General features: G+C 59.6%; 9 protein-coding genes. 7 read left to right on the forward strand and 2 right to left on the reverse strand.

Features of this window, described 5'->3' with window-relative positions; genetic code table 11:
* From rnr to dnaB, 7 genes are all read left to right on the forward strand, one after another.
* Window positions 1-2,142 (forward strand): ribonuclease R (gene rnr, locus D8U71_RS17760; protein ID WP_130888332.1); only part of this gene is annotated, 2,142 nt, incomplete at its 5' end.
* Window positions 2,139-2,903: a 23S rRNA (guanosine(2251)-2'-O)-methyltransferase RlmB gene (gene rlmB, locus D8U71_RS17765; protein WP_024011372.1), complete on the forward strand. Its 765-nt coding sequence runs from the start codon at window positions 2,139-2,141 to the stop codon at window positions 2,901-2,903. The genes rnr and rlmB, both read left to right, overlap by 4 nt.
* Window positions 2,904-3,208: 305 nt before the next feature.
* Window positions 3,209-3,631, forward strand: a complete 423-nt coding sequence (rpsF, locus tag D8U71_RS17770) for a 30S ribosomal protein S6 (protein WP_016771938.1) — start codon at window positions 3,209-3,211, stop codon at window positions 3,629-3,631.
* 29 nt (window positions 3,632-3,660) lie between these two features.
* Window positions 3,661-3,891, forward strand: coding sequence for a 30S ribosomal protein S18 (gene rpsR / locus D8U71_RS17775; protein ID WP_002551829.1), 231 nt, complete (start codon window positions 3,661-3,663; stop codon window positions 3,889-3,891).
* 36 nt (window positions 3,892-3,927) lie between these two features.
* Window positions 3,928-4,821: a hypothetical protein gene (locus tag D8U71_RS17780; protein ID WP_016771937.1), complete on the forward strand. Its 894-nt coding sequence runs from the start codon at window positions 3,928-3,930 to the stop codon at window positions 4,819-4,821.
* A gap of 18 nt (window positions 4,822-4,839) precedes the next feature.
* Window positions 4,840-5,286 carry a 50S ribosomal protein L9 gene (gene rplI / locus D8U71_RS17785; RefSeq protein WP_003221136.1) on the forward strand — a complete coding sequence of 149 codons (447 nt, stop codon included), beginning with the start codon at window positions 4,840-4,842 and terminating at the stop codon, window positions 5,284-5,286.
* A 119-nt stretch (window positions 5,287-5,405) separates the two neighbouring features.
* Entirely contained in the window at window positions 5,406-6,803 is a 1,398-nt protein-coding gene (gene dnaB, locus D8U71_RS17790; RefSeq protein ID WP_016771936.1) for a replicative DNA helicase, read from the forward strand.
* A 38-nt stretch (window positions 6,804-6,841) separates the two neighbouring features.
* Here the strand turns inward: dnaB and D8U71_RS17795 are convergent, their stop codons facing one another.
* A complete protein-coding gene (locus tag D8U71_RS17795; protein WP_177434919.1) occupies window positions 6,842-11,323 on the reverse strand; it encodes an NEL-type E3 ubiquitin ligase domain-containing protein in 4,482 nt (1,493 codons plus the stop codon).
* Between the two features lie 224 nt (window positions 11,324-11,547).
* On the reverse strand, window positions 11,548-14,187 hold the full coding sequence (locus D8U71_RS17800) for a hypothetical protein (protein WP_130888320.1): 2,640 nt from the start codon (window positions 14,185-14,187) through the stop codon (window positions 11,548-11,550).
* Between the last annotated feature and the right edge of the window lie 57 nt (window positions 14,188-14,244).

Genomic DNA, 14,244 nt, shown 5'->3' on the forward strand with positions numbered 1-14,244 from the left:
GGCGGCATCGGTTTCGTGGTTGCCGACAACCCGAAGATCCAGCAGGAAGTGCTGGTGACGCCGGGCCGCAACGCCAATGCGCAGATCGGTCAGTTCGTCGAAGTGAAAATCACCCACTGGCCAACGCCGCGCTTCCAGCCGCAAGGCGATGTGGTCGAAGTGGTCGGCAACTACATGGCGCCGGGCATGGAAATCGACGTTGCTCTGCGCACGTACGATATTCCGCACGTCTGGCCTGAGGCGGTTGTGAAAGAAGCCGCCAAGCTCAAGCCGGAAGTCGAAGAAAAAGACAAAGAGAAGCGCATCGACTTGCGCCATCTGCCGTTCGTCACCATCGACGGCGAAGACGCCCGCGACTTCGATGACGCGGTCTACTGCGAAGCCAAGCCGGGCAAGTTGCGTCTGTTCTCCGGTGGCTGGAAGTTGTACGTGGCGATTGCCGACGTTTCCAGTTACGTGAAGATCGGCTCGGCGCTGGATAACGAAGCTCAGGTTCGCGGCAACTCGGTGTATTTCCCCGAGCGCGTGATTCCGATGCTGCCCGAGCAACTGTCCAACGGCCTGTGCTCGCTGAACCCGCAAGTCGATCGTCTGGCCATGGTTTGCGAGATGACCATCTCCAAGTCCGGCGAAATGACCGACTACTGCTTCTATGAGGCGGTGATCCATTCCCACGCTCGTCTGACCTATAACAAGGTCAGCGCGATGCTGGAAACGCCGAAGGCGACCGAAGCGCGCAAATTGCGCGGCGAGTACACCGACGTCGTGCCGCACCTCAAACAGCTCTACGCCTTGTACAAGGTGTTGCTGGCCGCCCGTCACGTACGTGGCGCGATCGATTTTGAAACCCAGGAAACCCGGATCATCTTCGGCTCCGAGCGCAAGATTGCCGAAATTCGTCCGACCGTGCGTAACGATGCGCACAAGCTGATCGAGGAGTGCATGCTGGCCGCCAACGTGGCCACTGCCGAATTCCTCAAGAAGCACGAAATTCCTGCGCTGTATCGCGTTCACGCCGGTCCGCCGCCAGAGCGTCTGGAAAAGCTGCGCGCATTCCTTGGTGAGCTCGGCCTGTCCCTGCACAAAGGCAAGGACGGTCCGTCGCCGAAGGATTATCAGGCTTTGCTCGCGAGCATCAAGGATCGTCCGGATTTCCACCTGATCCAGACCGTCATGCTGCGTTCGTTGAGTCAGGCGGTGTACAGCGCTGAAAACGACGGCCACTTCGGCCTGAATTACGAAGCCTATACCCACTTCACCTCGCCGATCCGTCGTTATCCGGACCTGCTCACGCACCGCGCGATCCGCAGCGTGATCCATTCGAAACAGGACACCCCGCACGTCCGTCGTGCCGGTGCGATGACCATTCCGAAAGCGCGCATCTATCCGTACGACGAAGCGGCGCTGGAGCAGCTTGGCGAGCAGTGCTCGATGAGCGAGCGCCGTGCCGACGAGGCGACCCGCGACGTGGTGAACTGGCTCAAGTGCGAGTTCATGAAGGATCGCGTTGGCGAGTCGTTCCCAGGCGTGATCACCGCAGTGACCGGTTTTGGTCTGTTCGTCGAGCTGACCGATATCTACGTCGAAGGTCTGGTGCACGTCACCGCGCTGCCGGGCGATTACTACCACTTCGATCCTGTGCATCACCGCTTGGCGGGCGAGCGCACCGGGCGCAGTTTCCGTCTTGGCGACACCGTTGAAGTACGCGTCATGCGCGTCGACCTAGACGAGCGCAAGATCGACTTCGAGATGGCCGAGAAAACCATCAGCGCGCCGATTGGTCGCAAGAAACGTGGCACCGAAACCGCTGCGCCTGCTGCCAAGGCTGCGGAAGAAAAGGCTCCAGCGAAAACCGCCAGCCGTCGTCCGGCCAAGGAAAAGGTCGCCGAGGCCTATCGCCCGAGCGACGCCGTGGCGAAAAACGCTGAACTGCGCAAAAGCCGTGAATTGAAGAAGGCCTTGCTGGCCGATGCGAAAAACGGTGGTAAAGCGGCGTCCGGGGGAAAGACCGGACGGTCGGCGCCTGACAGGGCGACCGACGGCAAGCCAGCCAAGCCAAGCAAACACCGTAAGGGCCCGCCAAAAGCGGGTTCCGCTCCAGCCAAGAGTGGCGGGGCGCGTAAACCGAAGGCGAAGTCATGAGTCAGTTGGAAAAAATCTACGGCGTTCACGCGGTAGAAGCGTTGCTGCGTCACCACCCCAAACGCGTCAAGCAGATCTGGCTGGCGGAAAGCCGCAACGATCCGCGCGTGCAGACGCTGGTCGAGCTGGCCAATGAAAACCGTGTTCAGGTCGGCCAGGCCGAGCGTCGCGAAATGGACGCCTGGGTTGAAGGCGTGCACCAGGGCGTGGTCGCGGAAGTCAGCCCGAGTCAGGTCTGGGGCGAGGCCATGCTCGACGAGTTGCTTGATCGCACCGAAGGCGCGCCGCTGTTGCTGGTGCTCGACGGTGTGACCGATCCGCACAACCTCGGCGCCTGCCTGCGCTCGGCCGATGCGGCCGGTGCGCTGGCGGTGATCGTGCCGAAGGACAAGTCGGCCACGCTGACTCCGGTGGTGCGTAAAGTCGCCTGCGGCGCCGCGGAAGTGATTCCGCTGGTGGCCGTGACCAACCTGGCGCGCACTCTGGAAAAACTCCAGCAGCGCGGTTTGTGGGTAGTCGGCACCGCAGGTGAAGCCGAGGTCAGCATTTATGACCAGGACCTCACCGGCCCGACCATCCTGATCATGGGCGCCGAAGGCAAAGGCATGCGCCGCCTGACCCGCGAGCATTGTGACTATCTGGTGAATCTGCCGATGGCCGGCAGCGTCAGCAGCCTCAACGTGTCGGTTGCCACAGGCGTGTGTCTGTTCGAAGCCCAGCGCCAGCGCGGTGCGAAGGCCAAGGCTGCCGCGAAGAAATAAGCTTCACGCAATCAACTGTGGGAGCGAGCCTGCTCGCGAAGAGGAGTGTCAGTCGACGTCATTGTTGCCTGACAGGCCGCATTCGCGAGCAGGCTCGCTCCCACATTCGGTCACGGTGTCTGGAAGATCGGTGGTTGTTCAAATAATCACCAATTGCCTTGCGCCCCCGCAGTCCCTTCTCTACAATTGCGCCCCTTGCTGTGACGGCAGGCACGCATGTGCCCCGCGCCAGCAAGTCCATAAGTGTCATTCACTCCTTGTCTGACCGTTTTTGAGCGGCAGGCTACAACCCGTAAGGAGCATTCATGCGTCATTACGAAATCATCTTTCTGGTCCACCCGGATCAGAGCGAGCAAGTCGGCGGCATGGTTGAGCGTTACACCAAGCTGATCGAAGAAGACGGCGGCAAAATCCACCGTCTGGAAGACTGGGGCCGTCGTCAACTGGCCTACGCAATCAACAATGTTCACAAGGCTCACTACGTGATGCTGAACGTTGAGTGCACTGGCAAGGCCCTGGCCGAGCTGGAAGACAACTTCCGCTACAACGATGCAGTGATCCGTAACCTGGTCATCCGTCGCGACGAAGCCGTTACCGGCCAGTCCGAGATGCTCAAGGCTGAAGAAAACCGCAGTGAGCGCCGTGAGCGTCGCGACCGTCCTGAGCACGAAGGCGCCGAAGGCACCGACAGTGATGACAGCGACAACAGCGATAACGCTGACGAGTAATCCACGGACCTTATTAAGGAGCCTATCAAATGGCACGTTTCTTCCGTCGTCGTAAATTCTGCCGCTTCACCGCTGAAGACGTGAAAGAGATCGATTACAAAGATCTCAACACTCTGAAAGCCTACGTATCCGAGACCGGCAAAATCGTTCCAAGCCGCATCACCGGTACCAAAGCTCGTTATCAGCGTCAGCTGGCCACCGCTATCAAGCGCGCCCGCTTCCTGGCCCTGCTGGCCTACACCGACAGCCACGGCCGCTGAGACCGGGCAGTCGACAAGTAGCAAAGGATTGAATGCATGCGCGCCTTAGCTGAGTTCATCATGCGAGGCCGAATGCAGGCCACTCTCGTGGTGGCCGGATGTGCAACATTGCCGTTGTTGTATTGGTTGGGTGCTGCCGCCGGGAGCCTTGTGCTGCTGCGGCGCGGATTGACGGACGCCCTTGGCGTTCTGTCGCTGGGACTGCTGCCGGCCTTGATCTGGTGGCTGTATGCCGACGACCCACGGGCACTTCTGGTGCTGCTGGGGTCTTCGGGGCTTGCGTTGGTTTTGCGCGCAAGCGAATCCTGGGTCCGCACGCTGCTGGTCAGCGTAGTGATCGGAGTGGTGTTTTCAGTGGTGCTCGGGGTCGCGTTTGCGGCCCAGATCGAGATGCTCGCGCAGGCCCTTATAAAGGTCATGCCGGCACTTCTCGGTGAGACCTACAAGCAATTGTCGGTCGATGAGCAAGCGCGTTTCGCGTCCCTGATTGCACCGGTCCTGACCGGACTGATTGCGGCCTTGTTGCAGATCGTCAGCGTGCTGAGCCTGATTGTCGGGCGGCATTGGCAGGCGTTGTTGTACAACCCGGGTGGTTTCGGTCGCGAGTTTCGCGCCATCCGCATCCCGCTGGGGCCGGCGATGTTACTGCTGGCGTTGATGCTTCTGGGCCCGAATCTCGGTGCACAGATGGCCATGTTGACGCCGTTGTGCAGTGTACCGCTGGTGTTCGCCGGGCTGGCCCTGATTCACGGGCTGGTCGGGCAGAAGCGACTGGCCGGTTTCTGGCTGGTGGGGTTGTACGTCACGCTGCTGTTGTTCATGCAGCTGATCTATCCGTTGCTCGTGGTTCTGGCCATTGTCGACAGCCTGATTGATTTTCGCGGTCGTCACGTGTCGAAAGACACCGACAGCGCGAACGGTGAAGGTTAAAAGTTAGAGGATTTTCACATGCAACTGATCCTTCTGGAAAAAATCGCCAACCTGGGCAACCTGGGCGACAAAGTAAACGTTAAGGCCGGTTACGGCCGTAACTACCTGCTGCCTTTCGGCAAGGCTACCGCTGCGACCGCTGCCAACCTGGCTGCGTTCGAAGAGCGTCGCGCCGAGCTGGAAAAAGCCGCCGCAGACCGTAAGGCATCGGCTGAAAGCCGTGCTGCCCAACTGGCCGAGCTGGAAGTGACCATCACTGCCACCGCTGGCGACGAAGGCAAGCTGTTCGGTTCGATCGGTACTCACGACATCGCTGACGCACTGACCGCCTCCGGCGTTGAAGTGCAGAAGAGCGAAGTTCGTCTGCCGAACGGCACCATCCGCAACGTGGGTGAATTCGACGTGGCCGTGCACCTGCACGCCGAAGTTGAAGCCACCGTACGCGTTGTCGTGGTAGCAGCTTAAGCAACACGGATCGGCTGGCGGCTTGTCCGTCAGGCGGTTAACATCGGGCACGATCCTGTTTACAGGTCGTGCCCTTTGTCTTTCTGAATTCCCTGCTTTTCACTAATACTCAAGTGGCCATGAACGATATCTCCGCTCCCGAGCAATACGATCTGCAAACCGCTGCCCTGAAGGTGCCGCCGCATTCCATCGAGGCTGAACAGGCCGTACTCGGTGGTCTGATGCTGGACAACAACGCCTGGGAACGCGTGCTCGATCAAGTCTCCGACGGCGATTTCTATCGACATGACCACCGCCTGATCTTCCGCGCGATCGCCAAACTGGCCGATCAGAACTCGCCGATCGACGTCGTGACCCTTGCCGAACAGCTGGACAAGGAAGGTCAGACGTCGCAAGTCGGCGGCCTCGGCTATCTTGGCGAACTGGCGAAAAACACGCCTTCCGTCGCCAACATCAAGGCCTATGCGCAGATCGTCCGCCAGCGTGCGACGTTGCGCCAATTGATCGGCATCAGCACCGAGATTGCCGACAGCGCCTTCAACCCGGAAGGTCGCACCGCTGAAGAAATCCTCGACGAAGCCGAACGGCAGATCTTCCAGATCGCCGAAGCGCGGCCCAAGACCGGCGGCCCGGTCGGCGTCAATGAGCTGCTGACCAAGGCCATCGACCGCATCGACACGTTGTTCAACACCGCCGACGCGATCACCGGTCTGTCTACGGGTTACACCGACCTCGACGAGAAGACCAGCGGCTTGCAGCCGTCCGATCTGATCATTGTCGCCGGCCGACCGTCGATGGGTAAAACCACCTTCGCGATGAACCTGGTGGAAAACGCCGTGTTGCGCAGCGAGAAGGCTGTCCTGGTTTACTCCCTTGAGATGCCAGGCGAATCGCTGATCATGCGTATGCTGTCTTCGCTCGGCCGAATCGATCAGACCAAGGTGCGTTCCGGCCAACTCGAAGACGACGACTGGCCGCGCCTGACGTCGGCGGTCAATCTGCTCAACGACCGCAAACTGTTCATCGATGACACCGCCGGCATCAGCCCGTCGGAAATGCGCGCGCGAACCCGGCGTCTGGTGCGTGAGCACGGCGATGTCGGCCTGATCATGATCGACTACCTGCAACTGATGCAGATTCCCGGGTCCAGCGGTGACAACCGCACCAACGAGATTTCCGAGATCTCGCGATCCCTGAAAGCCCTGGCCAAGGAATTCAACTGTCCGGTAGTGGCGCTGTCGCAGCTCAACCGTTCCCTCGAACAGCGCCCGAACAAACGCCCGGTGAACTCCGACTTGCGGGAATCCGGAGCGATCGAGCAGGACGCCGACGTGATCATGTTCGTTTACCGCGACGAGGTGTATCACCCGGAAACCGAGCACAAGGGCATCGCCGAAATCATCATCGGCAAGCAGCGTAACGGCCCGATCGGTTTCATTCGGCTGGCGTTCATCGGTAAATACACGCGCTTCGAAAACCTCGCACCGGGCAGTTACAACTTCGACGACGACGAATGACAGCAGGCCGGATCATCCGGCTGCTGTCGTGGCCTGCTTCAATCGGCCGAAACTGCCGTCTCGCTGCTGGCAGGCTTTTCAACTGCCTCACCGGGGCGAATTTCCTCGCGCGTCAGTGACTGGATCAGCGTCGCTTCGCTAATGGCCAACTGTGCAGTGACGTCATTGGTTTGCGCGTCGTATTCGGCCTGGGTCAGTACTTTTTTCGCGAATTGCTCGTCCAGTGCCGCCTGTTTCTGCTGATAAGGCTGACGTGCGGCGTCGAACCGGGACGGATATTTGTGCGTGATGAAGTCCTGCCAGAATTCCATCGACACCAGAGCCTGAAACTCTTCGGGAGAGCCGTCCAAGGCGATGACTTTACGGTAGGCGACTTCCAGCATGGGCGGTGTGACGCCGGCCATGCCGATAAAGGACAGGGTCTGCGGCTGAAACGGCAACTGCAGCCGATCCTTGAGGCCAAAGCGGTAGGCCATGGTCATTTCATGCGGGTCGCTCAGGCGCAGGCGCTGGGTATTGCGCTCACGCGCTGGAGCCTGTGGATCGTTGGCGATTGTCCTGCTCTCAGCGATATCTGCTGCGGCCAGTTCATCGACCTGCCTTAGCCTGAACAGACTTCTGGACAGGTCCACCAGGCGAGTGCCATCCCCGTCTTGCCTTGCCTGCACTCTGGCCGTATGCGTCATGGTCAGCACTTGCAGGTCAGTAAACGTGGCGGCGGCAAGGTCAGTGCAGCCGGCTTCGCAGGCGCGATCGAAAACATCTCTGCGCAGAGCGCGTGATTGCACGTTGTTCTCGCTGATGGCATCGACCACGTCCCAGACCTGCCGACGGAAATCGGCGTGGTGGCCGAGTCTGGAAATGATGTTGAAAAAGCCATCCGAGCCGTCCTGTGCTTTCAGTCTGTCCAGCTGCGCGGTGCGTTTCGTCGCCTCGGTTGCCGTCATACCGATGGTCAACTGCGGATAGGCCGACGCAGCGTTCATTAGCGCCGGCTGCGGGCGGGCTGCCGGGGCAGAAGTGGTCAGCAGGTTCAGAGGATTGTAAAGCGATGTTGCGGAGTGGCGCAGCCGCTCACTGTAGCCGGCCAGGCGTTCTCGAGTGTATTCGTTCAGGGGGTTATCGCTTATCTGAGTGCCGCTGTTGACCTGAATCGAATGCCTCAGCCGATCCGCTGCCGGTGCGACGACAAAGCTGGGCAGGTTCGTGATCCGGTTGTTGTTCAGAAGTATCCTGCCCAACAGGGGCTGATCGAACAGTCCGGCTGGCCAGCTTCCGATGCCGGTGTTTGACATGTCGACTTCGCGGATATCAGTGATCGCGCTGAAATCCGGGCTCACGTTCAAGTGCGGGTTGTCGTGTATCCACAAGGCCCTCAAGGTCGTTCTTCCGGCCAGTATCTGCGCGGTCTCGGCGGTGAGTTCGAGTTGATTCCCCTGCAGGAACAGACGGGTCATCCCGTGCATTTCGCCGATGGCCGGCGGGAGATCCCTGAGACGATTGTTGGCCATGTTCAGCCAGCGCAAATGGCGGAAGCGGGTCAGAAAACCTTCCGGGGATTCGGTGAGATTCATGTTGTTGAGTTTGAGCGAGCCGACATGGCTGAAATCGGTGTTCAGATCCGGCAGGGTCGGCAACGTGAGGCCGCTCAAATCCAGCTCCAGACCTATCGGCGTGCCGTCGAAGGCGTGTTTCTGCGGCGTTTCACGTCGCCAGCAACTGATGATCCGATCCCGTGCCTCGATGCGCTCATTGCGGGTTTGGGTGTTGATCTGCAACTGATTGACGCGGATATAGCGCAGAGGATTGCTGCCTCCTGAAAAAACCCAGTTATCCAGCTGGTTTTTCAACACGGCGAAATCCTGTTCGAGCTCCAACAGCCTGGTCGCGACAGTGGCCTTGTCATGGTTCCAGATAAACTCCCGGCATTCCTTGATGCTTTTGCTCGGAAACAGTTTTCGGTAGCGCTGCGCGCGCGAGTTCTCACTGTCGAATACAGCGGGGTGGGCCGGAGTCATCAACTGCGGATGCAGTTCGTTGAGTTTTCGCCAGTAGCGATCGAACTTCCTCCAGTAAGGCGAAGGGAAGTCATTGCCTTCAAGCAGCGTGTGGTTGTTGATCCGCGCGACCACAGCCAATTGATCGGCTGGCGGGTTGATGTGTGCGTCGGGGACTTCGCGCAGTTTATTGTTGCTGAGGTCGAGGCCGGTCAAGGTGATCTTGTCAGCCAGGCCGATGGGCCACTCACTGATGCCGGTGTTCTTCAGGCCCAGTGTCTGCAGCCCGGACATCGCACTGAAATCGGGCAGCATCTGGAGTGGGTTGTTCGACAGGTCGATGCTGACCAACTGATGCAATGCACTCAATGCACCAGCGCTGTTCTCATCGAGTTTTATCTGGTTTGAGGTCAGATTCAGGTGGGTGAGCCGGCTCATCGCGCTGATCTCTGCGGGCAATTTTTCCAGACCGCAATGGCTGATCGTCAAGTTCTCCAGATTCGGCAACCGCGACAGGAACGTGTCGGCAGTGTCGGACCAGACGACGCTATCAAGAGTGAGCAACGTCAACCGACTGAAGTCGGCAGTCAGTGGCGGTAGCGGTCCTTTCAGTGGTGGCAGCGCAAGGTGCGGCGATTGCTGGAGCCAGCAGTCCTTGATGATCCGGGCAATGTGTTCTGCCCGAGCCTTTTCCCGGCCGGCCACGCTGGATGTTCCCGGCTGGCTGTCGGCGACGTAGGCCAGCAGTTGCGCATCGAGCGCCTTGAACTCTGCGAAACGCTGGCTGATCGTGGCTTCTGCACTGTCCCCCAGGCCAATCAGGTATTCCCGGGCGGTTTGTGGCGTTTTGTCCGGATACATCTGCAGCAGCATGGCGACTTCAGGGATGTCGCCATCAATCCGGAATGCACCTGTGCGTGCGCTGGTGATCAGTGCCGGATATTCCGCCGTAACCCGCTGCCAGTAGACTTCCAGCCGCCGCCAATAGCCGCTGGCAAAGGGGTTGCCTTCGATCAGGGTGATGCGGTTGATGTTGGCTATGGCGAGCAATTGATCACTCGCCGGGCTGATGACTGTCTGCGGAATTTCACGCAATCGGTTATTGCGCAGATCGAGCGACTCCATCGCCAATTGATGCTGCAATCCGGTTGGCCAGTCATCCAGTTGTGCATTGCGCAGACCCACGGACTTGAGCTCAGGCATGCCGCTGAAATCCGGGGCCTTGCCCAGCGGGTTGTCCGACAGGTCGAGTTTTTCCAGTTGGCTGAGCGAAGCCAGCTCGCTGGCGGTCTGGTCGCTCAGTTCAATGTGGTTCGCTCGCAGGTCCAACTCCTTGAGGGCTGGCATTTGCGCAAGGTTCGCCGGCGGCCTGGCGAGCGCCGAGGCATTGATTTTCAGACGCTCCAGGGCAGTGAACCCCTTGAGGAAGTTTTCGCCCCCCTCCGACCAGGCGACCGCCTGCAAGTGCAGCGTGCGGACATGGCTGAAATCTGCGGACAGCGGAACAATGCCTGCGTCGCCAAGATCCAGTTGCAACGTTGTTCCTGTCTGACGTTTCCAGCAGCGCTTGATCTCTTGCGCGGCGCGCTCCACCGAGGGATTGGTCGCCCCGCCGGCCAGCTCACTGGTTTTCAACCAGGTCGCCAGCTCCAGCTTCAGGGTCTTGTATTCATTCTCGAGGCGCGTCAAAAAGCTTGGTACATCGTCACCCTGGGTGCGCAACAGCGTGCGGATTTGCTCGCTGTCCAGAGATGGATAGAGTTTTCGCAGTCGCGACTGGGGCGTTCGCAGTCGATTGACCGCGGCATTGAGCCGCTCGCGCAGCCCCGGTGAAGCAGGTTGGTCGGCACTGCCGCGCTGCATCCCGCCGGCCCCGCCGACCACGATGCCCTGCCAGCCCTGATCGGCATCGAATACGACAGGCTCTGATCTGCCCGGGCGCGTAGCGCTGTAGATGTTATCGACGTCAGCGGCGACAGGATCTTCAGGGCGGACGATGCGCATCACCTCGGTCAGAGGCGTCGAAGCATCGTGATCGTGCAGGACCTGATAGCTGTGATTGTCGATCACTGCGTAGAGTTTGCCGTCATGGCGGTACAGCCCATCGCTGTCGGGTGAGCTATGACTGAAGTCGAACGGCGTGCGAAACGCTTGCAGGCGTGTCACCGATAAAGCGAAGGTGCTCGGCGGCGAGAACTCCAGCGCATGCCACCTGCCACTCTCCGGATCGTGCAGCATCAGCGGTCCGGAGGGCTTCGATTCGCTCGCCAGCCCGGCGCGCCAGAGGCCGCTCGGCGAATCCTTGCTCACCTGCACGAAACCGCCGTCGGCCATTTCCACGTAGTGACGACCCTTGAATGTCCTCAGGCCTTCGGCGTCGGCGTCAGGCAAGCCGGTTGCGACAGCGAGGCGGTAATGCTCGACGGGGTGGCCTGTGTTGACCATGGTTTCCAGCGCTGATGCAGCCGCATGCACTGTGACATTCGGCGCCGGGATGATCGCATCAGGATCGTTGCTGTCCATGCGCCGGTTCGCGCGGATTGGCGGGCCGCTCAACGCGGTTGGGTCAAGACTGGGGCGCGGCGTGAGGAGTGGGCGCTGCGGGATGGCATCGGCGGATGTATCCGGTCGAAGATGAAAATTACCGGGGGGACTAACTGGGTGCGGCGTTTTGCTGCGCATGTCTTACGTTCCTTGTAGTGATTGAGCGGTCGCGTCCGCAACGGACGCTGCCGGCCGGTTCGGCGTCATGCCTGATGATGTGTCTCGGGATGGAAAGAGGTGGCGGCGAGGTCGAAAATTTTCTGTGCTGCGTGGCCATCGAGGGCGGCGCGCCAGATAGGTTTGTGTGGCCGCTGCGCCCGTTCTTCCCGGCGCTGCGAACGCACACCCATGCGGCTTTGCTCAAGGGTTTTCAGGTGCGCGCCGGAAACATTGAAGTTGAGATCGGGCGTATCCGGTTTCGCGTAATGAAAGTGCGCGTGCCAGAGGGGGTCGTAGGTATGCGCATCCGTCAGTAGATAGACGTCGATAAAGTCTCGATTCTGCCCCTTGCCGCGTTTCAACCGGGTCTCGATTTTCTGCGCACGTACTTCGCCCTTGTCGATCAGATACAGCAATCGGTCGGGGCTCAGAAAATGTATGTCCTTGTAGATCCGGACACGAATGTTTTCGCCCTCGCTGCGCAGGCGTTCACTGGTGTCCTGCAGGCGTTGGATCAGCGCATCTGTTTCGCCATCGGTCGGCTCCTGTCGCCGAAGCTGGAGTGCGATCTCATCCATTGCCCCGGCCTTGCGCTCAAGCATCTCGACAATGTTGTCCGGATGGTTTTTGCGCGACTCTTCGCGCCGGGCTTCGCGCACATGTGCGTCGGTTTGCTCAAGGTGCTGATTGGCTCTGAGAGTCAGGTCGGGCAGGTTTGTGTCCTGCGTTGTGCGGACGGGGTGCCACTCACCAGCTCTTTGTTCATAGGTCTGCACTGGCTGTTGCGGGTCGTGCAGACTGCGTACATCGATGACTTCTTCGTTGTGCGCGGTACGTCGGGACTCGCCGACATGGATCTTGTAAATACCGTGTTTCTTTGCCTTGAAAATGCGCTTGGGTGGCGGTTGGAAGCCGGATCTGTCCTGCTCCGGAACATACTCGAAATCAATGGCCTGATCGTTGATCGGCAGCGCCGGTACATCAGGCTGGCGTTGATATTGGAACAGGCGATGAGTCAGCGTCTCTTCGAATATTTTCAGCTCGGCGGTGATAGCCGTGCGTGACGTTGCGTGCTGCTCATCGGGTGCCAGATCAAGGCGCTCGTACCAGTAGCGAAGGGCTGTGCATTCCTGGAGCAGATCACGCAATATCGCAGGGTGCGAAGTCTCCGGAATTTTACCCAGCGCTCCATACACGAAAGTTACCTGACCAAATCTGGTCGCCAGTTCGGAGGCCTGAGGGTAGTTTCCGCCTGATTGATGGTCGTCCAGCATCAGGCTTTTGGCCAATACCCACGAAGCCACGACGTCGTGAGTGTCCATTGGTGTCAGAGCGTACGCACTGAATTCGTCCGGCGGGACCCGCCAGGTGTTCACCAGATTGTCGGCAATGTGCTGGCGCTCTCGCATATGGCCGAGAATTTTCCCCAGGACGTTGACTGTTCGCGGGAGCCTGTCGATGTCGATCAATGGACCTCCCAGCGCATGGCGGGTCAAGCCGCATTCGACCAATTGATCGTAAAAGCTCATTTGGATCTTGTGCATCGCAATCATTTTTTTGTCGTAGTCTTCCTTCTTCATGAAGTGCCGTACCGCGGGTTTTTGCTGCTTATGGAATTTTATTGCTTTTTCAAGGTACCTCAGCGCCTGATGGCTGTGTAATTCACGATCAAGCAGCGCCATCGTTTCGCGCTTGACCGCGTCTGAGCGCTCGCCCCCCGCTTCCCTGATGCTGCGCCACACCTCCTTCAGGTGTTCACTTTTAGCGGTGTCCTGCTCGATTCGTTTGTTGAAGTGGCCAAGTCTGATTCCGACTTCCACCCGCTGCCATAGCTCCGAGGGCGCCACTCCTGTCGCTCTCTGCATCCCGGCTGCCCCCGTTACACTGGTCCCTCGCCAGCCGTAGCGAGCGTCGAAAATGATCGGTTCCGACCTGCCTGGACGGGATGCGACGTAAACATTCGTGGCATCGCTGGCGATGGGATCGTCGGGGCGAACGATACGCATGACCGCCCTCTGCGGCGCTGATGCATCAAGATCATGCAAGACCTGATAGGCCTGATTCTCGATCTGCACATAGAGTTTGCCGTTGAAGCGCAACAGGCCATCGCCGCCCGGCTCGGCCGTGCTGAAATCCAGATCGGTGCGAAACGCCTCGAGCCGGCTCGGGGATAGCGGATAGGTCGATGGCGCCCAGGTATCGACGGGTTGCCAGAGACGGCTCTCGGCATCGAACTGCAACAGCGGACCGGACGGGTGCAATTCGCTGGGCAATTTCGCCCGGTAAAGACCGTTGGCGGGGTCCAGACCGACCTGCACGGTGCCACCCTCAGGCACTTGGACATACTGACGTCCCTTAAGCGTCGAAATGCCTTCGGCATTGGCTGACGGCAACACGACCAGCGAAGTGATCCAGTAATCTCCCAAGGGCCGCTCATGCACAACTGCAGCCGATTCGGCGGCCGCTGTCGTGCTGACCGTTGCCCGCGCAGGCACGGAGGTAATGCGGTTGAGTCCGTGATCGATCGATGTCGATACCGTTGTGGGAGTCGGGCGTGTGGGAATTTTGTGCCCCGGTCCGCCATCGAAAAGCGCCGTGAAACCAGGCCGGGTGATCGAATAATCGGGCCGCGGGTTATGAACCGAGACGGTCGTGATGCCTCTGGTTGGCGGTTTGGGTGCCATTGCCTGTCTTCCTTTTCGTTTAATGCCCCGCTGCTCTTGGGAGTGCGACGGGCGGGC

Origin of the sequence: Pseudomonas sp. Sample_21, from assembly GCF_004307525.1 — a bacterium.
GTDB lineage: Bacteria > Pseudomonadota > Gammaproteobacteria > Pseudomonadales > Pseudomonadaceae > Aquipseudomonas > Aquipseudomonas atacamensis.